Origin of the sequence: Burkholderia latens, assembly GCF_902499045.1 — a bacterium.
Classification (GTDB): Bacteria; Pseudomonadota; Gammaproteobacteria; order Burkholderiales; family Burkholderiaceae; genus Burkholderia; species Burkholderia latens.
Window position 1 is genome coordinate 56,315 of record NZ_CABVPL010000003.1, and the last position, 23,277, is coordinate 79,591.

Annotated in this window: 17 protein-coding genes; 12 read left to right on the plus strand and 5 right to left on the minus strand. The window is 66.8% G+C overall.

Going from position 1 to position 23,277, the window contains the following annotated elements; translation table 11 throughout:
* Window positions 1-38 precede the first annotated feature (38 nt).
* Both BSE24067_RS02885 and BSE24067_RS02890 read left to right on the plus strand, forming a co-directional pair.
* Window positions 39-1,505, plus strand: coding sequence for a flippase (locus BSE24067_RS02885; RefSeq protein WP_151062387.1), 1,467 nt, complete (start codon window positions 39-41; stop codon window positions 1,503-1,505).
* On the plus strand, window positions 1,502-3,973 hold the full coding sequence (locus BSE24067_RS02890) for a glycosyltransferase family 4 protein (protein ID WP_170297391.1): 2,472 nt from the start codon (window positions 1,502-1,504) through the stop codon (window positions 3,971-3,973). Before BSE24067_RS02885 ends, BSE24067_RS02890 begins: the two co-directional genes overlap by 4 nt.
* Window positions 3,974-4,365: 392 nt before the next feature.
* On the opposite strand, the gene BSE24067_RS02895 is transcribed toward BSE24067_RS02890, so the two are convergent.
* The gene (locus BSE24067_RS02895; protein ID WP_151062385.1) at window positions 4,366-5,541 is read right to left on the minus strand and encodes an acyltransferase family protein; all 1,176 of its coding nucleotides are present in this window, start codon (window positions 5,539-5,541) and stop codon (window positions 4,366-4,368) included.
* A 208-nt stretch (window positions 5,542-5,749) separates the two neighbouring features.
* On the opposite strand from BSE24067_RS02895, the gene BSE24067_RS02900 reads away from it, so the two are divergent.
* Both BSE24067_RS02900 and galU read left to right on the plus strand, forming a co-directional pair.
* Window positions 5,750-5,893 (plus strand): hypothetical protein, encoded by a 144-nt coding sequence (locus tag BSE24067_RS02900; RefSeq protein ID WP_011881777.1) that lies wholly within the window; start codon window positions 5,750-5,752, stop codon window positions 5,891-5,893.
* A 229-nt stretch (window positions 5,894-6,122) separates the two neighbouring features.
* On the plus strand, window positions 6,123-7,010 hold the full coding sequence (galU, locus tag BSE24067_RS02905) for a UTP--glucose-1-phosphate uridylyltransferase GalU (RefSeq protein ID WP_040139440.1): 888 nt from the start codon (window positions 6,123-6,125) through the stop codon (window positions 7,008-7,010).
* Window positions 7,011-7,476: 466 nt separating this feature from the next.
* Here the strand turns inward: galU and BSE24067_RS02910 are convergent, their stop codons facing one another.
* Window positions 7,477-8,595, minus strand: a complete 1,119-nt coding sequence (locus tag BSE24067_RS02910) for an acyltransferase family protein (protein WP_151062383.1) — start codon at window positions 8,593-8,595, stop codon at window positions 7,477-7,479.
* Window positions 8,596-8,863: 268 nt separating this feature from the next.
* Here BSE24067_RS02910 and BSE24067_RS02915 point away from each other — a divergent pair, with 268 nt between their 5' ends.
* Window positions 8,864-9,313, plus strand: coding sequence for an HU family DNA-binding protein (locus BSE24067_RS02915; RefSeq protein ID WP_059582715.1), 450 nt, complete (start codon window positions 8,864-8,866; stop codon window positions 9,311-9,313).
* A 271-nt stretch (window positions 9,314-9,584) separates the two neighbouring features.
* Window positions 9,585-10,385, plus strand: coding sequence for an aminoglycoside adenylyltransferase family protein (locus BSE24067_RS02920; RefSeq protein WP_151062507.1), 801 nt, complete (start codon window positions 9,585-9,587; stop codon window positions 10,383-10,385).
* Between the two features lie 154 nt (window positions 10,386-10,539).
* Here the strand turns inward: BSE24067_RS02920 and BSE24067_RS02925 are convergent, their stop codons facing one another.
* From BSE24067_RS02925 to BSE24067_RS02935, 3 genes are all read right to left on the minus strand, one after another.
* Window positions 10,540-11,013 (minus strand): VOC family protein, encoded by a 474-nt coding sequence (locus BSE24067_RS02925; protein ID WP_151062381.1) that lies wholly within the window; start codon window positions 11,011-11,013, stop codon window positions 10,540-10,542.
* A gap of 483 nt (window positions 11,014-11,496) precedes the next feature.
* Entirely contained in the window at window positions 11,497-12,654 is a 1,158-nt protein-coding gene (locus BSE24067_RS02930; RefSeq protein ID WP_151062380.1) for a porin, read from the minus strand.
* Window positions 12,655-13,077: 423 nt separating this feature from the next.
* Window positions 13,078-14,010, minus strand: a complete 933-nt coding sequence (locus BSE24067_RS02935) for a YihY/virulence factor BrkB family protein (protein WP_151062379.1) — start codon at window positions 14,008-14,010, stop codon at window positions 13,078-13,080.
* A gap of 140 nt (window positions 14,011-14,150) precedes the next feature.
* Here BSE24067_RS02935 and fdnG point away from each other — a divergent pair, with 140 nt between their 5' ends.
* From fdnG to selB, 6 genes are all read left to right on the plus strand, one after another.
* Complete coding sequence (gene fdnG / locus BSE24067_RS02940; RefSeq protein WP_151062378.1) at window positions 14,151-17,222, plus strand: formate dehydrogenase-N subunit alpha; 3,072 nt, start codon at window positions 14,151-14,153, stop codon at window positions 17,220-17,222.
* A gap of 10 nt (window positions 17,223-17,232) precedes the next feature.
* A complete protein-coding gene (gene fdxH, locus BSE24067_RS02945; RefSeq protein WP_151062377.1) occupies window positions 17,233-18,147 on the plus strand; it encodes a formate dehydrogenase subunit beta in 915 nt (304 codons plus the stop codon).
* Entirely contained in the window at window positions 18,144-18,770 is a 627-nt protein-coding gene (locus BSE24067_RS02950; RefSeq protein ID WP_151062376.1) for a formate dehydrogenase subunit gamma, read from the plus strand. Before fdxH ends, BSE24067_RS02950 begins: the two co-directional genes overlap by 4 nt.
* Before the next feature lie 114 nt (window positions 18,771-18,884).
* Complete coding sequence (gene fdhE / locus BSE24067_RS02955; protein WP_174904687.1) at window positions 18,885-19,826, plus strand: formate dehydrogenase accessory protein FdhE; 942 nt, start codon at window positions 18,885-18,887, stop codon at window positions 19,824-19,826.
* Between the two features lie 75 nt (window positions 19,827-19,901).
* Window positions 19,902-21,341 (plus strand): L-seryl-tRNA(Sec) selenium transferase, encoded by a 1,440-nt coding sequence (selA, locus tag BSE24067_RS02960; protein WP_151062374.1) that lies wholly within the window; start codon window positions 19,902-19,904, stop codon window positions 21,339-21,341.
* Window positions 21,338-23,263 (plus strand): selenocysteine-specific translation elongation factor, encoded by a 1,926-nt coding sequence (gene selB, locus BSE24067_RS02965; RefSeq protein ID WP_151062373.1) that lies wholly within the window; start codon window positions 21,338-21,340, stop codon window positions 23,261-23,263. Before selA ends, selB begins: the two co-directional genes overlap by 4 nt.
* Window positions 23,264-23,277: the final 14 nt, after the last annotated feature.

Sequence of the window (23,277 nt, forward strand, 5' to 3'; positions counted from 1 at the left end):
GCGCCGTCGTCGCCGTCGCCGTCACACAAGGCTGAAGCATGGACAAAGGCATACTAAAGAACGTTTCGATCAACTTCATCGGGCTGATCCTGCCGACCTTCGTGTCGCTGGTGACGGTGCCGGCGTACATCCACGCGCTCGGCGTCGAACGCTACGGCGTCGTCAGCCTCGTGTGGACGCTGATCGGCTATTTCGGGATCCTCGATCTCGGAATGAGCATGGCCGCGCAGAACCACATCTCGAAGGCGCTCGCGAGCGGCAACGCGGACGAAAGCGCGCGCGTGTTCTGGAGCGCGTTCTGGCTGAACCTCGGCACCGGCATCGCCGGCGGGCTGCTGATCTATTTCGGCGCGTTCGTCTACACCGCGTATTTCACGAAGGTGTCGGCGGCGATGCAGCACGAGGTGTATCTCGCGCTGCCGTGGCTCGCGCTCGCGATTCCGCTCGCGAACGTGTCGTGGGTGTTCGCCGGCGCGATCAACGGCGCCGAACGGTTCGGCGTGTTCAACACGAACCAGACGATCGGCACGTTCCTGTTCCAGCTGCTGCCGCTCGGCGCCGCGTGGTGGATCGCGCCGAACCTGCAGACGGTGTTGGCCGCCGCCGTGGTCGCGCGGCTGATCGCTGCGGTGATGCTCGGTCACGCGAGCATCAAGGTGCTTGGGATCCGGCGCATCGACCCGCCGCAGTGGGGCACCGCGAAGGGGCTGTTCAACTTCGGCGGCTGGATGCTGATCGCGAGCACGACGAGCATGATCGCCGACACGCTCGACCGCGTGATGCTCGGCGCCGGCATGGGCGCGAAGTTCGTCACGTACTACACGGTGCCGCAGAACCTCGTCACGCGCCTGAACATGCTGCCGAATGCGCTGGTGCGCACGCTGTTTCCGCGGCTGTCGGCGGTCGGCCGCGACCATGCCGACACGCTCGCGCGCCAGTCTCTCGAATTCCTGAACGGCGTGTTCACGCCGGTCGGCATCGTCGCGATCTTCGCGCTCGCGCCGTTCCTCACGCTGTGGGTCGGCGCCGATCTGGCCGCACATTCGGCGCCGGTCGGCCGCGTGCTGGTGATCAGCGTGTGGCTCGTCGGCCAGGCGAGCGTCACGCGAATCCTGATCCAGTCGCAGGTCAACCCGGCCCGCGCCGCGTTGGCGGGCCTCGTCGAGATGCCGTTCTTCGTCGGCGGCCTGTGGCTCGGCATTCATCACTTCGGGCTGATCGGCGCGGCGGTGGTCGTCGCGGCGCGCGCGCTGGTCGACTACGGCGTGCTGCTGTACCTGTCGGCGATCCGGATGCGCGCGATCGTGCTCGACATGCTCGCGCATCTCGCCTTCCTGCTCGCGAGCCTGTTGCTCGCGCAAGCATGGCCGGGGCTCGGCGAGTCGATCGGCCTGTGCGCGATCGTGCTGGCGCTGAACCTTGCGTGGTCGTTCACGATGACGCCGGCGCTGCGCGCGCTCGTGCGCGACTTGTTCGTCCGTCTCAATGCGAGGAAACCCATATGAATCGCGATCTGGCGGAACACGCCATCCTGAATGTCGCCGCGGCCGATGCCGCCGTGGCCGACACCGGCAATGCCGCGCTGCGCCGCGCCGAAACCGCCGGGCAGGCGGCCGCGCGCCATGCGTCGCGCCCGCTGCGCGTGGCGATCGTCCACGATTGGCTCGTCACGTATGCCGGCGCCGAGCGCGTGCTCGAACAGATCGTCGCGTGTTTCCCCGACGCGGACCTGTTCAGCCTCGTCGATTTTCTCGACGATCGCGCGTTCGTGCGCGGCAAGCCGGTGACGACGTCGTTCATCCAGAAGCTGCCGTTCGCGCGCACCAAGTACCGCAGCTATCTGCCGCTGATGCCGCTTGCGATCGAGCAGCTCGACGTGTCCGGCTACGACCTCGTGATCTCCAGCAGCCATGCGGTCGCGAAGGGCGTACTGACGGGGCCGGACCAGGTGCACATCAGCTACGTGCATTCGCCGATCCGCTATGCGTGGGATCTGCAGCACCAGTATCTGGAACAGTCGAATCTCACGCACGGACCGAAGTCGCTGCTCGCGCGGATGATCCTCCATTACATCCGCAACTGGGACACGCGCACCGCGAACGCGGTGGACGGCTTCGTCGCGAACTCCGAGTTCATCGCGCGGCGCATCCGCAAGGTGTATCACCGCGATGCGGCGGTGATCTTCCCGCCGGTCGACGTCGATGCCTTCTCGCTGAACGAGGTGAAGGACGATTTCTACCTCACGGCATCGCGGATGGTGCCGTACAAGAAGATCGACCTGATCGTCGAAGCGTTCTCGCGCACGCCGGAGCGCAAGCTCGTCGTGATCGGCGACGGCCCGGAGATGCAGAAGATCCGCGCGAAGGCCGGCCCGAACGTCGAGATCATGGGCTATCAGCCGTTCGCGGTGCTGCACGACCGGATGCGGCGCGCGAAGGCGTTCGTGTTCGCGGCCGAGGAGGATTTCGGGATCTCCGTGGTCGAGGCGCAGGCGTGCGGCACGCCGGTGATCGCATACGGGAAGGGCGGCGCGCTCGAGACCGTGCTCCAACCGCGCGCGCACGCGCAGCCGACCGGGCTGTTCTTCGACGAGCAGACGCCGCACGCGATCGTCGCGGCGGTCGACGAGTTCGAGCGCGCGCCGCAGCGCTTCGCGCCGCGCGCATGCCGCGCGAACGCGGAGCGCTTCTCCGCCGATACGTTCCGGCGCCGCTTTCTCGACTACGTGGAAGCCGCATTGCCCGGCTCGACCGCGCAGCGCGGCACGGCCGTCGCGCCGATGCCGGCCCCGCGCGGCCCGGCGACGCTCGTGCTCGACCAGAGCGGCGTGCTCGGCGGCGCGGAGTTGTCGCTGCTGGAGATCATGAAGCACATGCGCGCGAACGCCGACGTGCTGCTGTTCGACGACGGCCCGTTCCGCGCCGCGCTCGACGAGATCGGCGCGCGCGTCGACGTGCTCGACCAGGGCGCGCTCGCCGGCGTGCGCAAGCAGGGCGGCGTGTCGGCCGGTGCGTTGAAGCAGCTGGTCGCGCTGGTGCGCGACGTCGCACGGCGCGCGCGCCGCGCCGAGGTGATCTACGCGAACACGCAGCGCGCGATGGTGGTCGCGGCGCTGGCCGGACGGCTCGCGCGCAAGCCGGTGGTCTGGCACCTGCGCGACATCGTCAGCGGCGAGCATTTCGGCCGCAAGCAGCTGACCGCGATCAAGTACTGCGCGCGGTTCGGCGTCACGCGCGTGATCGCGAACTCGGATGCGTCCGCGCAGGCGTTCCGCGCGCTGACGGGCTTCACGCCGCAGCACGTCGACGTCGTGTTCAACGGCATTTCGGCCGAACCTTTCGATGCGCTCGACCCGACCAGCCAGGCCGCGCTGCGCGCGCGCTTCGGGCTGCCGGAGCACGCGTGGCTCGTCGGCTCGTTCAGCCGGCTCGCGCACTGGAAGGGGCAGCATCTGCTGCTGGAGGCCGCCGCGCGCCATCCCGACATGCACGTGGTGCTGGTCGGCGCGCCGCTGTTCGGCGAGGACGACTACGCGGCGCAGCTGCACGAGATCGTCGCGCGTCACGGGATGGACGAGCGCGTGCACTTCCTCGGATTCCAGCGCGACGTGGCCGCGTGCATGAAGGCGGTCGACGTGGTCGCGCATACGTCGATCACGCCGGAGCCGTTCGGGCGCGTGATCGTCGAAGGGATGCTCGCGCGGCGGCCGGTGGTCGCGGCTCGCGCGGGCGGGGTCGTCGAGATCATCGAGGACGGCGAGAACGGGCTGCTGTGCGAGCCGGGCAACGCGGCCGCGCTGGCCGATGCGCTGGGCAGGCTGAAGCACGACGGCGCGCTGCGCGAGCGGCTCGTCGCGAGCGGGCGCGCGACCGCGGTGCGCCGGTTCGGCACCGAAACGTACGTGGAGCGCGTCGAGAAGATCCTCGCGGATACGGCGAAGGCCGCGAAGGCCGCGAAGGCGAAGAAGCGGTAAGCGGGTGAGCGGCGGCCGGCGGCACGCGGCGCGTGTCGTTCGAGCCGGCCGGAAGCGGGCCCTCATGCGGCGCTGCGCTGCATGGGGGCCTCGGCGTCTGGGCCGTTTCGTTTTTGCGTGAGCCGGCCCGAAGTCGGCCGTCCCGCAGATCGGGGTCGCCGTGCAGATGCCAGCAGGCGGCTCAATGCGGCGATCCGTCACGTCCGGAGGGCGCGGGCCGCGCCGACGGCAGCGCAGCCGCCTAAAAGCCGATACGCATCGCACACACACGGCGCACCGTTGCAGTGCGCGCCATCCCGACACGCGATGGCCTTACACGCTCGTTTTGCGCAAAAACGCCCCGTGCAACCTGACGCCGCACGGGGCCGGCGCGCCGGCATGGCGCGTTTGCTTCAGGCGGCCTGCTCGGGCGCCGGCGCGACGACGCGCGCGGCGCGCGCCGGCTTCAGGCTGGCCGACCACATCATCGCCGGGCGTTCGAACAGCCGGTAGAACACATAGGCGACCGGAATCGCGGCGGCCATGAACGCGATCGACGGCCAGATCGACAGTTGCAGCTCCGAATGGAACAGCACCGAGCCGAGGCAGACGAACAGCGGCAGATGGACGAGGTACAGCGAGTAGCTGAAGTCGCCGAACCAGCCGAGCACGCGCAACAGCGGCGTCGGGCGCGGCGGGCACGCGAGCGCGCGGTACAGGAAGCACGCGAAGCCGGCCGCCCACAGCTGGAACGCGCCGTACTGGCCGAAATGGAACGCGCCGCAGCCGGCGGCAAGCAGCACGGCGGCCGCGCCGTACCATGCGCGCGACGGCGCGTCGGCCGCGCCGCGCGCCGGCTTTGCGCGCACGTCGGCGATCCACGCGCCGACCGTCCAGGACAGCCAGTACGACGTGAAGAACTGCAGGTCGTGCCGCTCGAGCAGCCACGCCGACGCGACGTTGACGAGCGCGACGGCCGCGACGATGGCCGGCATCCCGATGCGCCGGCGCAGCGCGAACAGCAGCGGATAGATCGCGTAGAACTGCACTTCGAGCGACAGCGTCCACAGCGCGCCGTTCGATCCATACGTGTAGCCGGCGACGCCCTGCAGCGAGAACAGGTTCACGAGAAACGCGGTGAGGCCGACGTCGCGAATCTTGTGGCTGACCGGCGCGATCTGCAGGCTGACCGCGTCCATCGCGAGCGTGAACAGCAGCGCGGCGAGCAGCACCGGATAGATGCGCGCGAAGCGGCGCGCCCAGAAGTTGGGCGCATCGAGCCGGTACGCGGGGTTGGCCGCCAGCTTGAGCGCCGCGTTGCGATGGATGCAGTAGCCACTGATCACGAAGAAGATCGGCACGCCGGCCGACCCCCACGCAAACGGGAACGTCAGGTAGCCGACGATCACGCTCGGATCGAGTGTGTGACCGTAGGCGCGATGAAAGCCCTGCATGCCGACCCAGACGACCTGCCGGCAATGAAAATAGGCGACGAGCAGCGCCGCGAACCCGCGCATCGCGTCGATCACGTGTTCCTTGTGGTCGGCGACGGGCGGCGCAGCCGATGGCGATCCGCTGAAAGCTTGCATGCGATTCCTTGCGACGGATGAAGGGGATGGTCCAATCGTAATGCGCAAGAATTCGAGCGAATCAATAAAAAAATCGCGCCTCAGAATAATCGTATTTCAGATGGTGGTTTTATCGGGACCTGAAAGCGGTTTCGCGGGCACCACAATTATTTGCCGATTTTTTTCTGATAGTTTGAAGCTCCGGTTGATTGATGCAAGGAGCGGCAAGATGGACATGCATTGGATCGCGAGCGCGGCAGTACTGCTGGTCATGGCCGTGCTGTCGGCGTACCGCGAGGCGCTGAAGAACGAGCCGATTCGCCCCGGCGTCGAGCGGGGCGGCGTCCCGTATATCGAGGAATTCGAATCGTAATAAATTGTATCCGGAAAATCGGTAATTTGTTTCTGCTTCGGCAATCGGTTCGGCAATATCGACCGAATCCGCGGGTTATTGCTTTTCCGGAAAACATGGGCATTCGGTCCATATCGAAAATGAGCGGAGTGGAATTGGCCGTGCCGCCGATTCTCGATATGCCGTTCGGAAAACAATCGCGCCGCGTCGCAGGCCGACGCGGCGCAGTCAACGCAATCAGGATGCGAACATGTTGAAAGTCACCAAGGCCGTGTTCCCCGTTGCCGGTCTCGGCACGCGGTTCCTCCCGGCAACGAAGGCGAGCCCGAAGGAAATGCTGCCCGTTGTCGACAAGCCACTGATCCAGTACGCGGTCGAGGAAGCGATCAACGCCGGTATCACCGAGATGATCTTCGTGACGGGGCGCAGCAAGCGCGCGATCGAGGATCACTTCGACAAGTCGTACGAGATCGAGGCCGAACTCGAGGCGCGCGGCAAGGAAAAGCTGCTCGAGCTCGTACGCGGCATCAAGCCGAGCCACGTGAACTGCTTCTACGTGCGCCAGCCGGAAGCGCTCGGTCTCGGCCATGCGGTGCTGTGCGCGGAAAAGCTCGTGCACGGCGAGCCGTTCGCGGTGATTCTCGCCGACGACCTGCTGCACGGCGAACAGCCGGTGCTCAAGCAGCTCGTCGACGTGTTCGACCACTATCACAGCTCGGTGATCGGGGTCGAGACGATCGCGCGCGAGGACAGCCGTTCGTACGGCGTCGTCGAAGGCCGCGAATGGGAAGAGGACATCATCAAGCTGTCGGGCATCATCGAGAAGCCGGCGCCGGAAGACGCGCCGTCGAACCTTGGCGTGGTCGGCCGCTACGTGTTCATGCCGACGATCTTCGATCACCTGCGCCGGCTCAAGCCGGGCGCGGGCGGCGAGCTGCAGCTGACCGACGCCGTGCAGTCGCTGCTCGCGAACGAACAGGTGCTCGCGTACCGCTACTACGGCACGCGGTTCGATTGCGGCAGCAAGATCGGTTATCTGAAGGCGACCGTCGAGCTCGCGCTCCAGCATCCGGAAGTGAGCCGCGAATTCGAGGCGTACCTGCGTACCTGCCTGCCCGCGCTGGCTGCTGTCGCATAAGCAGCCGCGCTGCTTCGCTGTTTCAGGTGGTGGTTGTTCCGTTGGCCCCGGCCGCTTCGTGCGCCGGGGCTTTTTTGCGTGTGGACGCAATGTGCGGCGGCGACGCCTGCGTGGAAGGCGAACGGCTGCGCCGATGCGCGGCGGCCGAGGCAGCGCACCGGATCGGGCCGAACGACGGCGTTCGTGGCGATCCTGGTGCATCGTGCTCGACCGCGAATCGGATTCGGCGCGTGACGGGCCGCGTATCGGACGCCGTGATGCTGAAACCGGTGCCGACGCGTTCGTCGCGCGCGACGTGACGAATCATCGCGCGGCGTGATGGCGCCGGTTCCGGCTCGCACGATGTCGAATCGGAGCGAGTCTCGACGTCGCCCGATCAGCAGGCGCCGCGCCGGTTCGGCAATCCGCATCGCCGGCGTGCCGCACGTATAGCGCGCCGTCGCGCGCGTGCCGTTGCCGTCTTCGGTCAACGCGGCGACGTGCTCGGCCGCGTGACGAAGTACCGCGCGAGCATCGCGGCGATCGGCTTCTTGAAGTCGAGCAGACGCTTTTCCAGAAAGCGCCACGACAGGTGGGCCAGCAGCACGGCGAGCGCGAACTGCAGCAGTTCGGGCAGCGCCGCGCGGACGAGTTCCGGCATCGGCACGTGCGCGAACAGCGCGGGCATTTCGCCGAAGCGTGCGGGAATCAGGTTGTGGAACAGATAGAAGCCGTAGCTGATCGTGCCGAGATAGACGAGCGGGCCCCAGTCGAGCAGCGCCACGGCAGGATGATCGGGCTCGGTGACGATCCACAGCATCAGCGCGCCGAGCGACGCGGACAGCCCGAGATCCACGAACCCGGTGACGACGTCCGGCAGCGTCGTGAACGCCGGCACGACGAGGAAGAACACGACGCCGGCGGCGCCGACCCAGCCCCGCGGAATGCGGCGGACGATGGCCGGGCCGCGATCGGCGAGCGCCATCGCGCCGATGCCGCCGAGTGCGATCAGCGCGAAATTCCACGGGGAAAACGCGTAGATCAGCACCGGCGACGCGTCGAACGCATAGAGCGCGAGATGCGCGAACGCGCACAGCACGACGGCCGCGACGCCGAGCGCGACGTGGCGTGCGGCGGGCACCGTGAGCAGCGTGAGCGGCGCAATCAGATAGAACTGCTGCTCAACCGCGAGGCTCCAGAAGTGCGACGTGGAGCCCGGCCAGCCGTCCTTGACGACACCGATCCAGTAATTCGACAGGAACGTCGCATGCCACGCGAGCCCGAGATTGACGCCGCGCTGGTAGAACAGCGCGTGCGCGATCGCGAGCGCGGCGAGCAGCAGGTAGTAGACGGGAAAGATCCGCAGCGCGCGCTTCGCGAGGAACAGCGCGAGCGCGTGGCGGCGTGTCATCGCGCCGCGCTCGATCGCCTGACGGTTGCGATGCAACTCCCCGACGATCAGGAATCCGCTGATGAAGAAGAACGTCCACACGCCGAGCTTGCCCACGTCGACAGCGAGGACGTGGCCCTTGTGGGACAGGAAAACGAGGATGACGGCGATGGCTCGCAGGCCGTCGAGTCCTTTGACGTATCTGACTTCGCGCATGAAGGCATCCGGGGCACTGAGCGAGGTCAGTATAGGTGCGCAAATATCGAACGTAATTCACGCTCGGGCGCGTTTCGACGTATACGTGAAGATGTTTTTCGATGCTCGAGCGTCCCCGGAGTCGGTCGCGCGCAACAAAACCTGCGGGAAACCCCGCGAAAACGCATAAAAGTACTCCACGAAGCGTCAAGGCGCTTGTAGAATCCGGCGTTGAAGCGCGCGCGTTGCACGCTTCGTGTATCCAACGACCACACCTGGTAGGAGAAACATGGCGACTTCCGCAAAAAAGGTGGCCAAGAAGGCTGCCGCACCGGCCACCAAGAAAGTGGCTGCCAAAAAGGCTGCGCCCGCGAAGAAAGTAGTGGCCAAGAAGGCTGTCGCGAAGGCAGCACCGGCCGCTCCGACTCCGCTGAAGGACAAGTTCACGAAGGCATCGCTCGCAACGCACATCGCTGAGCGCGCAGCTGTCGAAGTGAAGGCGGTCAAGGCAGTGCTCGCCGCACTCGAGAACGTCGTGCTGGGCTCGGTTCACAAGAAGGGCGCAGGCGAGTTCACGCTGCCGGGTCTGCTGAAGATCACGGCGCAAGTCGTGCCGGCGAAGAAGAAGCGCTTCGGCAAGGATCCGTTCACGGGCCAGGAGCGCTGGTTCCCGGCGAAGCCGGCCAGCGTGCGCGTGAAGGCACGTGCGCTGAAGAAGCTGAAGGACGCGGCGGCGTAATGCCCGCGCACCGGCCGACGAACGCATGTCGGCGGCCGGTGCGATGTCCGACGATCCCCGTACGCGAAAGCGTACGGGGATTTTTATTGCGTCGCGCAAATCGGCAACGCGCCGTGTTACGTCATCACGCGGCGCGGATGCAGGACGATGCAGCGTGCATCCGGTGCCGCGGGCCGCTCCGGCAGACGAAGGAATCGCCGTGCCGATGTTTGTGCCGGCGCGCGGCTGCTGATCGCGGCGCGCTGTACGCGAATCGCGTGGACCTCACATGATGGACGTCAACACGACGATCGTTCCCGCCGAGATCGCCGATCAGACGGCGGCTGCATGCGCGACGATCGAGCGGCATCTCGGTGCGGCGCTGCACGCGATTCACCTGTTCGGCTCGGCGCTCGACGGCGGATTGAAAGCGCGCAGCGACATCGATCTGCTGGTGACGATCGCAGCGCCGCCGCGGGATGCGGTGCGGCGCGCGCTGATGTTCGATCTGCTCGACGTGTCGGCGCCGCCGGGCGGCGCGACGCGAATGCGCGCGCTGGAAGTGACCGTCGTCGTGCGCGGCGACGTGGTGCCGTGGCGCCATCCGGCGACGCGCGAGCTGCAGTTCGGCGAGTGGCTGCGCGCCGACCTGCTCGCGGGCATCGTCGAGCCGGCGTGCGTCGATCACGATCTGGCGATCCTGTTGACGAAGGTGCGGCAGCACGACGTTGCGCTGCGCGGCCCGCGCGCGGCCGAATGGTTCGAGCCGGTGCCCGCGCGCGACTTCGTCGCCGCGCTGCTCGCGACCGTCGCGCAGTGGGATGCGGAGCCGGACTGGCGCGGCGACGAATGCAACGTGGTGCTCGCGGTCGCGCGCATCTGGTACAGCGCCGCCACCGGCAGAATCGCGCCGAAGGACGTCGCCGCGGCATGGGTGTTCGAGCGTATGCCCGATGCGCACCGGCCCGTCGTGGCGGCTGCGCGCGCCATCTATTTGCGCGGCGACGGCGACGATGCGCTGCTGTCCGGCGAACCGGTGGCCGCATTCGTTCGCTACGCGCGGCGGATCGTCGAGGCGATGTTGTCGGCGTAGCGGCAAGCGAACGGCCATTGCCCGCGATTGCGTAGCGGCGTGATGCAATCGGGCGCGTGCCGCTTCTGCCGCGGCGGCGTGCGTACCGCGGATCGCACGCGCTGCATCAACGGCTCGGCGGCTCGTGAAAGGGCGCGTGATACCCGCGGCCTCGTCAGCCCGCGGTGCCCTCGTAGGCGGCCTTCAGCGCGGCGACGTCGAACTTCGTCATCTGCATCATCGCTGCGGCCACGCGCGCCGCCTTGACCTCGTCGCGGTCGGCCATCATCGGGATCAGTTCATCGGGCACGATCTGCCACGAGACGCCGAACCGGTCCCGCAGCCAGCCGCAGCCGTCGGCCGTGCCGCCGTGGTCGAGCAGCGCGCTCCAGTAGCGGTCAAGTTCCGCCTGGTCGGCGCAACTGACGAGCAGCGAGATCGCGTGATTGAACGTCTCCGTGCGCGGGTGGCTCATCGCGAAGAACGGTTGCCCGAACAGCTCGAATTCGACCATCCGCGTGCCGCTGGTGCCGGACACCGCGGTGACGCGCACGACGCGCGAGTTCGGGAAAATGCCCGCATAGAACGCCGCGGCTTCTTCGGCTTCCGTCGAGTACCAGAGGAACGGCGTGATCTTCTGAATCGTCATGGAGCGTCTCCTGTCATGTGTCGGCGACGCGGCACGCTGTGTGCCGCCATCGATACGACGGACGACAGCCGTCGAAATCGACACGTCGAAGCATACGTCGTTCGCGTCGGCCGATCGAGGGGGCGGGCGGAGTCCGTGCGGCATTGCGTGCGCGCTTTGCAGCCGGCTCCGGCGGCACGCGTTCGGGCCGGCATGCGGCGTTCCGGAAGGCGGTAGCCGCTGCTTCTGGCGCGGACTGGGCGTGCGCCGGTATCGCGGCAGGGCGGTAGCCTCGACGTGCCGGAATGGCATCCCGGGCCTGACAGGCGGCCCATGCGCCGCTCGCGATCGATTGCCCTGCCGGGCGTCCAGACCACGTTCGCCGCCCGCCACGGCGCCGTTCGCAACGGACGAAAAAAAACCAGCCACGGCCGAAACCGGTGACTGGTTTTGCAGTTCGGCGGCACGGCGTCGGAGACGCCATGCACACCGGAAACGTACTTCTTAGAACTTGTGGCGAATGCCGACCGCGACCAGCTCGGCCGAGCTCTTGCCGGCGAAGCCGTACGAAGCGATCGACGCTTGCGCGCTTTGCTGCACGCCGTCGACGAGCTGCGTGCCGCTCGCGTGCTGGTATGCGCCGACCAGGTAGACGTCCGTGCGCTTCGACAGCGAGTAGTCCGCGCCGACGCCGACTTGGTGGTACTTCGCCGACGTGTCGCCGCTCGCCTTCGTGTACGAGTAGCCGAGGCCCAGCAGCAGCGGCGGCGTGACCTGGTACGTCACGAACGCGCGGCCCGTGTTGTACTTTTCGGTCGAGCCGAAGCCCGAGAATGCGTCCGGCTTGTACTGTGCGTTGCTGTAGCCGAGGCCGAACGTCACCGGGCCGATTGCGTACTGGCCTGCGACTTGCGCGATGGCGATCGACTTCGCCGTTGCGTAACCCGAGTTGATCGGACCGTCGAAGATCGCGTCGGACGTCGTCGAACCCCAGCCTGCGCGGCCGACAGCCGTCGTCGGCGACGGGTTGGCTGCGTAGAAGTAGCCTGCTGCAACGCCGACCGGGCCGTTGTTGTATGCAGCTGCGACCGACCACGTCTGGCCTGCGCCCGTCTTGCCTGCAACGCCGCCGAGTGCGTACATGCCTTCGACCTGGAAGCCGCCCCAGACCGGCGACGTGTACTTGATTGCGTTGCTGACGCGCAGCGAGTTGTCGTTGTTGTCGACGTCGCCCGGCGTTGCCATCACGCTGCCGAAGTAGTTGTCAGCCGTGACTGCCTGGACCAGATCGACCAGCGGGTCGTACTGGCGGCCGAGCGTCAGCGTACCGTACTGGGCGCTTTCGAGGCCGACGTATGCCTGACGACCGAACATGCGGCCGCCCTGGTTCAGGCGGCCCGAGCCCGGATCAAAGCCGTTTTCCAACTGGAAGATCGCCTTCAGGCCACCGCCGAGGTCTTCAGCGCCTTTCAGGCCCCAGCGGCTGCCTTGCAGGTTGCCCGACAGCATTTGCCACGAGTTGTTGGCCTGGCCGTCATTGCCATGAACCCATGCAATCGACGTGTCGATCACACCATACAGCGTCACGCTCGACTGAGCGTGAGCAGCGCCAGCGGCGCCCAGCAGGGCGAGCGAGAGGGTCGAGAGTGCGAGTTTCTTCATCGTTGAGTATCTCCACGCAAATGATTCGTCATTCGTTATTTGTTGCGGATTGGAGAATAGCTCACTGCCATACACGCAAGAAAGCTTAAAAAATAAAGTGTCTCGAAAAGGTAACAGCGGGAAAAAATCCATATATATCAAGCACATCAAAGACTGTTCCTCTTTTTGAAACAGTTGACAATTGCTGCGCTGCGATTGTTGCAGTGGATGGCGTGCTCGACAGTAGAAGGGCAGATTTCGCGGGTTTGCCCACGGAAATCGCGGTGTGCAAACGTTTGCCGTTGCAGCGCGCCGCGTGCGCCGATGCAACGAACGTATCAACGCGCGTCCATGCGCGGCGCGCCGGTGTGGTTGCGAAACGGAGGTCGATCGCGTAGCGCGGCGCGCACCTTGCGCGGCCGCGTGCGAAGCGATGAGGGGCGGTCAGTCGTCGCGCGCGCCACCGGCAGCGCGGTCGGCCGTCGTGGAGGCGGGCGGCAGATTGCCGGTGCGGTCATGCGCGTTGCCGCGCGCGGCCGCGAATTCCGCGCCGAGCAGCAGCACGGCCGCCGAGAAGTACAGCCACATCAGCAGCACCGCGAACGATCCGGCAGCGCCGAACGCGCTTGCCGTGCCGGCGCGCGCCAGATACAGCGCGAACAGCTTTTTGCCGCCGGAGAACAGGATCGCGGAGACGATCCCGCCGATCATCGCGTCGTGCCACGCGACCCGCGCGTCGGGCAGGAATTTCATCAACGCGGCGAACGCGCACGCGAGCACCACGATGCCGACGACGAACTGCAGCACGTTGGTGATCACGACGTACGGCGAATTGCCGAGCAGCCAGGTGCCGATGAACGTGATCGCGGTATCGAGCACCAGCGACACGATCAGCAGGAACGCGACGCCGAGGACGAGCCCGAACGAGATCAGCCGCACGCGGACGAGCCCGAGCATGCTCGACCAGCGGTTTTCCGTGCTCGGCCAGATCACGCTCAGCGCCGTGTTCAGCGACGCGAACGTCGCCGATGCGCCGATCGCGAGCGCGGCGAACGAGATCAGCGTCGCGATGCCGCCGCGCTCGCCCGCGCGATGCGCGTTCTGCACGATGGTCTGGATGCTGGCGGCCGCGTCGTCGCCGATCAACTGGTGGGCCTGCTCGAACACCTGGCCGCGCGCGGCGTCGTCGCCGTAGAACCAGCCGGCCACGGCGATCACCATCACGAGCGTCGGCGCGAGCGAGAACGCCGAGAAGAACGCGATGCTCGCGGCCATTGCCGAGCAGCGGTCGGAAGAGAAGCGCTTGAATGCGTCGAGTGCCCAGTTGGCCTGCTGCTGGGCGAGACGGGTGGCTTCGGAAGTGATCTGTCGTTTCATGGCGGTTCGGTTGCGCGGAACGCGGCTCATCGCAGGTTAATCGGACAAATCGGTATTGATCCGACGATTCGGTCATAGTTGCCTGAACTGTCTATAATCCTTTCAGTTGTACCCCACCCCACAAAAACGCCGAGACCATCATGCTACAAATGTCCCGGCGCCAGTTCCTGAAGGTGACGGCCACGTCGCTTGCCGGGTCGAGTCTTGCCCTGATGGGCTTTTCTCCGACCGAAGCGCTCGCCGAAGTCCGACAGTACAAGCTGGCGCGCACAGTCGAAACGCGCAACACCTGTCCCTATTGCTCAGTCGGTTGCGGCATCCTGATGTACAGCCTCGGCGACGGCGCGAAGAACGCGCAGCCAAGCATCATCCACATCGAAGGCGATCCCGATCATCCGGTCAATCGCGGCACGCTGTGCCCGAAGGGCGCCAGCCTGATCGACTTCATCCACAGCCCGAATCGTCTGACGCATCCCGAGTATCGCGCGCCGGGTTCGGACAAGTGGCAGAGCATTTCCTGGGCCGACGCGCTCGACCGGATCGCGAAGCTGATGAAGGCCGACCGCGACGCCAACTTCGTCGAGACGGCGGAAGACGGCGCGAAGGTCAACCGCTGGCTGACCACCGGCATGCTGGCCGCGTCGGCGGGCAGCAATGAAGTCGGCTATTTGACGCACAAGACCATCCGCAGTCTCGGGATGCTCGCATTCGACAATCAGGCGCGTGTCTGACATGGCCCGACGGTGGCAGGTCTTGCCCCGACGTTTGGCCGTGGAGCGATGACGAACCATTGGGTCGACATCAAGAACGCGGACGTGATTCTCGTGATGGGCGGCAATGCAGCCGAGGCCCATCCGTGCGGTTTCAAGTGGGTGACGGAGGCGAAGGCGCACCGCAAGGCGCGGCTGATCGTCGTCGACCCGCGCTTCACGCGTACGGCCTCGGTGGCCGACTACTACGCGCCGATCCGCACCGGCACCGACATCGTCTTCCTGGGCGGTGTGATCAACTATCTGCTGACGAACGACAAGATTCAGCACGAATACGTGAAGAACTACACGGATTTCACGTTCATCGTGCGCGAGGATTTCGCGTTCAACGACGGCATCTATTCCGGCTACGACGCGGAGAAGCACGCGTACCCGGACAAATCGAGCTGGGACTACGAGCTCGGCGACGACGGCTTCGTCAAGGTCGATCCGACGCTGCAGCATCCGCGCTGCGTATACAACCTGCTGAAGCAGCACTACGCGCGCTATACGCCGGACATGGTCCAGCAGGCGTGCGGCACGCCGAAGGAGAAATTCCTGAAGGTGTGCGAGATGCTCGCGAGCACGGCCGTGCCCGGCCGCGCCGGCACGGTGCTGTACGCGCTCGGCTGGACCCACCATTCGATCGGCGCGCAGATCATCCGCACCGGCGCGATGGTGCAGCTGCTGCTCGGCAACATCGGCATCGCCGGCGGCGGGATGAACGCGCTGCGCGGCCACTCGAACATTCAGGGCTTGACCGATCTCGGGCTGATGTCGAATCTGCTGCCGGGCTACATGACGCTGCCGATGCAGGCCGAGCAGGATTTCGACGGCTACATCAAGAAGCGCACGCAGCTGCCGCTGCGCCCGAACCAGCTGAGCTACTGGAAAAACTACAAGGCGTTCCACGTCAGCTTCATGAAGTCGTGGTGGGGCGACGCGGCGACCGCCGAGAACAACTGGGCGTACGACTACCTGCCGAAGCTCGACAAGCAGTACGACCTGCTGCAGGCGATCGAGCTGATGAATGCCGGCAAGATGAACGGCTACATCTGTCAGGGCTTCAACCCGCTCGCGGCGGCGCCGTCGAAGGTGAAGACGGCGGCCGGCCTCGCGAAGCTGAAGTGGCTCGTGATCATGGATCCGCTCGCGACCGAGACGTCCGAATTCTGGAAGCCGCACGGCGACTTCAACGACGTCGATCCGTCGAAAATCCAGACCGAGGTGTTCCGTTTGCCGACCACGTGCTTCGCGGAGGAAAACGGCTCGCTCGTCAGTTCGAGCCGCGTGCTGCAATGGCACTGGAAGGGCGCGGAGCCGCCCGGCGAGGCGAGGAGCGATCTGGAGATCATGGCGGGGCTGTTCCTGCGCCTGCGCAAGATGTACCAGACGGAAGGCGGCAAGTATCCGGATCCGATCGTAAACCTGACCTGGCCGTACGCGAACCCGGAAAGCCCCACCCCCGAAGAGTTGGCGATGGAGTTCAACGGGCGCGCGCTCGCCGATCTGCCCGACCCGAAGGATCCGACGAAGACGCTCGTGAAGAAGGGCGAGCAGCTCGCCGCGTTCGCGCAGCTGAAGGACGACGGCACGACGGCGAGCGGCTGCTGGATCTTCTGCGGCGCGTGGACGCAGGCCGGCAACCAGATGGGCCGGCGCGACAACTCCGACCCGACCGGTATCGGACAGACGCTGAACTGGGCGTGGGCGTGGCCGGCGAACCGGCGGATCCTTTACAACCGCGCGTCGTGCGACGTGAGCGGCAAGCCGTTCGATCCGACCCGCAAGCTGATCGGCTGGAACGGCAGCGCATGGAAGGGCGTCGACGTGCCGGACTTCAAGGCGGACGAACCGCCCGAGAACGGGATGGGGCCATTCATCATGAACCCGGAAGGCGTCGCGCGCTTCTTCGCCCGTGCGGGGATGAACGAAGGCCCGTTCCCCGAGCACTACGAACCGTTCGAAACGCCGCTCGCGGCGAACCCGCTGCATCCCGACAACCCGCAGGCGCTGAACAACCCGGCCGCCCGCGTGTTCGCGGACGACCGCGCGTCGTTCGGCAAGGTGACGGAGTTCCCGCACGTCGCGACGACGTACCGGCTGACCGAGCATTTCCACTACTGGACCAAGCATGCGCGGCTGAACTCGATCATCCAGCCCGAGCAATTCGTCGAAATCGGCGAAGACCTCGCGAAGGAAGTCGGCGTCGCGCACGGCGATCGCGTGAAGGTGTCGTCCAAGCGCGGCTACATTGTCGCGGTCGCGCTCGTCACGAAGCGGATCAAGCCGCTGATGATCGAGGGCAAGAAGGTCCAGACGGTCGGCGTCCCGTTGCACTGGGGCTTCAAGGGTCTGACGAAGCCCGGCTATCTCGCCAACACCCTGACTCCGTCCGTCGGCGACGGCAACTCGTACACACCGGAATTCAAGTCGTTCCTGGTGAAGGTCGAAAAGGCGTAAGGGGGAAGAGATGGCATTGCAATCGCTGGATATCAAGCGCGTCTCGGCCACCACGACGCCGCCGCCCACGGCGCGCGAACCGGTGACCGGGAGCGTCGCGAAGCTGATCGACGTATCGAAGTGCATCGGCTGCAAGGCATGCCAGACGGCATGCATGGAGTGGAACGACCTGCGCGACGAAGTCGGCACCAACGTCGGCGTGTACGACAACCCGGCCGACCTGACCGAGCATTCGTGGACGGTCATGCGGTTCTCCGAATACGAGAACCCGGCCGGCGACCTCGAATGGCTGATCCGCAAGGACGGCTGCATGCACTGCGAGGATCCGGGCTGCCTGAAGGCCTGCCCGTCGCCGGGCGCGATCGTGCAGTACAACAACGGGATCGTCGATTTTCACGAGGAGAACTGCATCGGTTGCGGCTATTGCGTGACCGGCTGCCCGTTCAACGTGCCGCGGATCTCGAAGAAGGACCATCGCGCGTACAAGTGCACGCTCTGTTCCGACCGCGTCGCGGTCGGCCAGGAACCGGCCTGCGTGAAGACCTGCCCGACGGGTGCGATCGTGTTCGGCACCAAGGAGGACATGAAGCAGCACGCGGCCGAGCGGATCGAAGACCTGAAGGAGCGCGGCTTCGAGCATGCGGGGCTGTACGACCCGCAGGGCGTCGGCGGCACGCACGTGATGTACGTGCTGCATCACGCGGACAAACCGTCGCTGTACCACGGGCTGCCCGACAACCCGTCGATCAGCCCGATGGTGAAGCTGTGGAAGGGCATCGCGAAGCCGCTCGCGGTCGCCGGCCTCGCGCTGACCGCGCTGGCCGGGTTCTTCCATTACACGCGGGTCGGTCCGAACGAGGTCACAGACGAAGAGGAAGCCGCCGCCCGCGACGAGGCGCGACGCATCAAGGAGGACGGAAAATGAAGCACGACGACCCCAACCTGATCGTCCGCTACACGCCGAACGAGCGCACGAACCACTGGATCACCGCGATCACGTTCGTGCTGCTCGCGCTGTCCGGGCTTGCGCTGTTCCATCCGTCGATGTTCTGGCTCACCGCGCTGTTCGGCGGCGGCCAGTGGACGCGGATCCTGCATCCGTTCGTCGGCCTCGTGATGTTCGTGTCGTTCGCGATTCTCGTGGCGCGCTTCTGGCATCACAACGTGCTCGATGCGGACGACCGTCAATGGCTGAAGCAGATCGGGGACGTCGTGACCAACCGCGAAGACAGGCTGCCGCCGGTCGGGCGCTATAACGCCGGACAGAAGCTGCTATTCTTCACGCTGGTGGCGTGCCTGCTGCTGCTCCTGCTGTCGGGGATCGTGATCTGGCGGCGGTACTTCTCGTTCTACTTCCCGATCGGCGTGATCCGCGCGGCCGCTGTCGTGCATGCCGTGGCGGCCTTCGTGCTGATCGCGAGCATCATCGTGCACATTTACGCGGCGTTGTGGGTGAAGGGCTCGATCGGCGCGATGGTGCGCGGCACCGTCACGCTGGGCTGGGCCCGCAAGCATCACCCGAAGTGGTTCCGTGAAAGCGTGAAGTAGCGCTGACGCGCCGGAGCGGGGCGGTACGCCAAATGCGGCATATCGTCCCGCCAACCGCCGGAACCGCCTGAAAGCGCCGATCCGTCGGCGCTTAGTTTTTTGGAAGACATTTTCGTGACACAACGCATTCTGGAGCCGACCGAGATCTCGGCGCTCGATCATTCGGCCATTCCGCGCTTCCGCCTGCCCGAGCGCGGCTCCGCGTTCGCCGCGCGGGCCGCCCGGCTGCGCAAGCTCGCCGACCTGAACCCGATCAGCGGCTACCTGCGGCTGATGGCCACCGTCGCCGATGCGCAGCACGCGACGCTGCAGGCGCTGAACCTGCCGATGCCGTCGGAGGAAGCGATCGCACGCGCGCAGGAGCATTCGATGCCGCTCGTGCCCGCGCTCGACGGCGAGCGCAACCCGCAGTGGCGGGCCGTACTGTATGAAGTGCTCGACCGCGTCGAGAGCGCGGGGCTGGTCAACCCGTCGCTCGCGAAGCTGCTCGACCGGCTGCGGCTGGTGGCGCCGGCCGAACTCGACGCGCAGGCCGATGCGATCCTCGCGCTGCGCTTCGCCGAAGTCGATCCGGCCACCGCGCCGTTCCTGATGGCCGCGCTGCAGGTCGTGTGGACGGATCTCGCGAGCCGCGTCAAGCCGGCCGACGTCCCGTATCTCGACCAGCCGGGCGTGTGCCCCGTATGCGGCACGCATCCGGTCGCGAGCGTCGTGCGCGTCGGCGGCCAGTATCAGGGGTATCGATTCCTGCAGTGTGGGCTCTGCACGACCGAGTGGCACATGGTGCGCACGAAATGTTCGCACTGCGATTCGACCAAGGGCATCGCGTACCACGGGATCGAGGGCGGCAGCGAAGCCGTCAAGGCCGAATCGTGCGACGAATGCAAGACCTATCGCAAGATCGGCTACCAGGAGAAGGACTACGAGTTCGAGCCGCTCGCCGATGATCTCGCGAGCCTCACGCTCGACTTGCTGATGAACGAAGCCGGCTACCAGCGCAGTTCGCCGAACCCGCTGCTGTGGCCCGACATGTCGCGCGAGGCGGAAGCGGACTGACGGCATGGCGCCGGCGCGGGCCCGCGCGCGCCGGCGCCGGTCGTCTGCCATGCATCGAAAGGGAGCCACGATCACGTGACCGAACCAGGTTTGAATGAACTGAATGCCGTCCTCGCGCGCGTGCCGTCCGTCGAGCGCGTGCTGTCGTCGGCGCCGCTGCAGCCGCTGCTCGCCGACTACGGCCGCACGCGCGTGCTGAACGCCGTGCGTGCCGAACTCGACCGCTGGCGCACCGCGGCGCAGCAGGATCCGCCGGCGGCGGAGCCGCTCGACGAGCCGCGGATCGCGGCCGCCGTCGCCCGTATGCTGGCCGCGCAGAGCGCAGGCACCGTGCGCGCGGTGTTCAACCTGACGGGCACCGTGCTGCACACCAATCTCGGGCGCGCGCTGTTGCCCGACGACGCGGTGCGCGCGGTGGTCGACGCGCTCACGCAGCCCGTCAACCTCGAATTCGATCTGGCGACCGGCCGCCGCGGCGACCGCGACGATCTGATCGACGATCTGTTGTGCGAACTGACCGGCGCGGAAGCCGCGACCGTCGTCAACAACAATGCGGCGGCCGTGTTTCTGGCGCTGTCCGCGCTCGCGCCGAAGCGCGAGGTGATCGTGTCGCGTGGCGAACTCGTCGAGATCGGCGGCGCGTTTCGCATTCCCGACATCATGAGCCGCGCCGGCGCGAAGCTGCACGAAGTCGGTACGACCAACCGCACGCATCTGAGCGACTATGCAGCCGCGATCGGCCCGCGCACGGCGCTGATGATGAAAGTGCACTGCAGCAACTACGCGATCAGCGGCTTCACGAAGGAAGTGACGCTCGCCGAACTCGCGCCGCTCGCGCGCGAGCGCGGACTGCCGGTGGCCGTCGATCTCGGCAGCGGCACGCTCGCCGACCTGTCGCAATGGGGGCTGCCGCACGAAACGACCGTGCAGGAAACCGTTGCGGCCGGCGCGAACCTCGTCACGTTCAGCGGCGACAAGCTGCTCGGCGGGCCGCAGGCTGGCCTGATCGTCGGCGATCGCGCGCTGATCGCGAAGATCAAGAAACATCCGCTCAAGCGCGCGCTGCGTGTCGGCAAGCTGACGCTCGCCGCGCTCGAACCGGTGCTGCGGCTCTACCAGGCGCCGGAATTCCTGCGCGAGCGGCTCACGACGCTGCGTCTGCTCACGCGGCCGCAGCGCGACATCGCCGAGGCCGCCGAGCGTGTGCGGCCGGCGTTGCAGGCCGCGCTCGGCAACGGCTTCGACGTGCGCGTCGAGCCGATGTTCAGCCAGATCGGCAGCGGCGCGCTGCCGGTCGATCAGTTGCCGAGCGCCGGGCTCGTCGTGCGCACGCCGGACGGCAAACGCGGCGGCCGTGCGCTCGCGCAACTCGAGAAGCGACTGCGCGAATGGCAGCGCCCGGTGATCGGCCGCGTCGCCGACAATGCGCTGCGGCTCGACCTGCGATGTCTTGAAGCAGCCGACGAAGCAGCCTTCGACGCGCAGTGCATGCAGGTCGCGAGGCCGGCTGCATGATCGTCGGAACCGCAGGACACATCGATCACGGCAAGACGACGCTCGTGCGGGCGCTCACGGGCGTCGATACCGACCGGTTGAAGGAAGAGAAGGCGCGCGGCATCTCGATCGAACTCGGCTATGCGTACACGCCGCTCCAGAACGGCGACGTGCTCGGCCTGATCGACGTGCCGGGTCACGAGAAACTGATTCATACGATGGCGGCCGGCGCGTGCGGGATCGATTTCGCACTGCTCGTGATCGCCGCCGACGACGGTGTGATGCCGCAGACGCGCGAGCACCTCGCGATCCTGCAATTGCTCGGCGTCGCGCACGGCGCCGTCGCGCTGACGAAGTGCGACCGCGTCGATGCCGCGCGTATTGCCGAGGTGCGCGACGAGATCGCCGCGTGGCTGCACGGCTCGACGCTGGCCGGCGCGCCGATCTTCGAAACGCGTGCGACGGCCGCCGGCGATCCGGGCGTCGCCGCGTTGAAGCAGCACTTGGCCGACGCGGCGATCGCGTGGCGTGCGCGTCGCGACGACGGGCTGTTTCGGCTCGCCGTCGATCGTGTGTTTACGCTAGCCGGGCAGGGCACCGTCGTCACCGGTACGGCGTTCGCGGGCCGCGTCGCGACCGGTGATACGCTCGCGGTCGTGCGCACCGGCGACGCCGCCCGCGTGCGCAGCATCCACGCGCAGAACCGGCCGGTCGACACTGGGCGCGCGGGCGAGCGTTGCGCGCTGAACCTGGCCGGCGTCGACAAGGCGAATGTCGAGCGCGGCGACACCGTTGCGGACGCGCGGCTCGTCGCGACTTCTCCGCGTCTGGACGTCGAACTCACGCTGCTGGCCGATGCGGGGCTCACGCTGACGCACTGGGCTCCGCTGCACGTGCATCTCGGCACGCTGCATCGTGTCGCGCACGTCGCGCTGCTCGACGGCGATACGCTCGCGGCCGGCCAGCGGATGCGCGTACAACTGGTATTCGACGAACCCGTGTTCGCGCTGCCGGGCGATCGTTTCATCGTCCGCAATCCGCAAGCGACGCGCACCGTCGGCGGCGGCCGCGTGCTCGATCCGTTCGGCCCGGCGCGCAAGCGTCGCACGCCCGGACGGCGCGCGTGGCTCGACGCGCTGGCCGCGTGGCTCGATGAAGGGCAGCTCGACGCGCTGCTCAAGGAGGCGCCGCTCGGTATCGCGCGCACGATGCTCACGCACCTGACCGGATTCGCGCCGGACGTGCTCGCGTTGCCGGAAGACGCACTGTCGATCGGTCAGCGCGAACGCACGTCGAACGACGGCACGGTGATCGCGCGCGCGCACTGGCTTGCGCTGCAGACGCGCGCGATCGACGCGCTGCGCGTGTATCACGAGCGCGTGCCGGATGATCAGGGCCTCGATGCGGCGCGCTTGCGACGGATGGCGGCGCCGCTCGTCGGCGATGCGCTGTGGCGCGCGCTGGGCGACGCGCTGGTGGAGGAGGGGGCGCTCGCGCGCAGCGGGCCGTGGCTGCATTTGCCGTCGCATACGGTCAGTTTCGATGCGCGCCAGGAAGCGCTCGCGCAGCAACTGCTGCCGCTGATTCATGCGGGGCGCTTCGATCCGCCGTGGGTCCGCGATCTCGCGCGCGACACGGGCGCGGCCGAGGATGCTGTGCGCACGCTGCTGCGCAAGCTCGCGCGGCGCGGTGACGTGCACCAGATCGTGCGCGACCTGTTCTATCACGCGGACGTCGTGCGCGAACTCGCGGGGCTGGTCGCGCATCTCGCGCCGACGCGCGGCGGCGGCCTCGATGCGGCGACGTTCCGCGATGCGACGGGCCTCGGCCGCAAGCGCGCGATCCAGATTCTCGAGTTCTTCGATCGGGTTGGGTATACTCGCTTCCACCGCGATCTCCACTTCCTGCGGCCTGACAGCGGTTGGGCGGGTATTCAGGCGTAGGCGCTCGTTGTTCT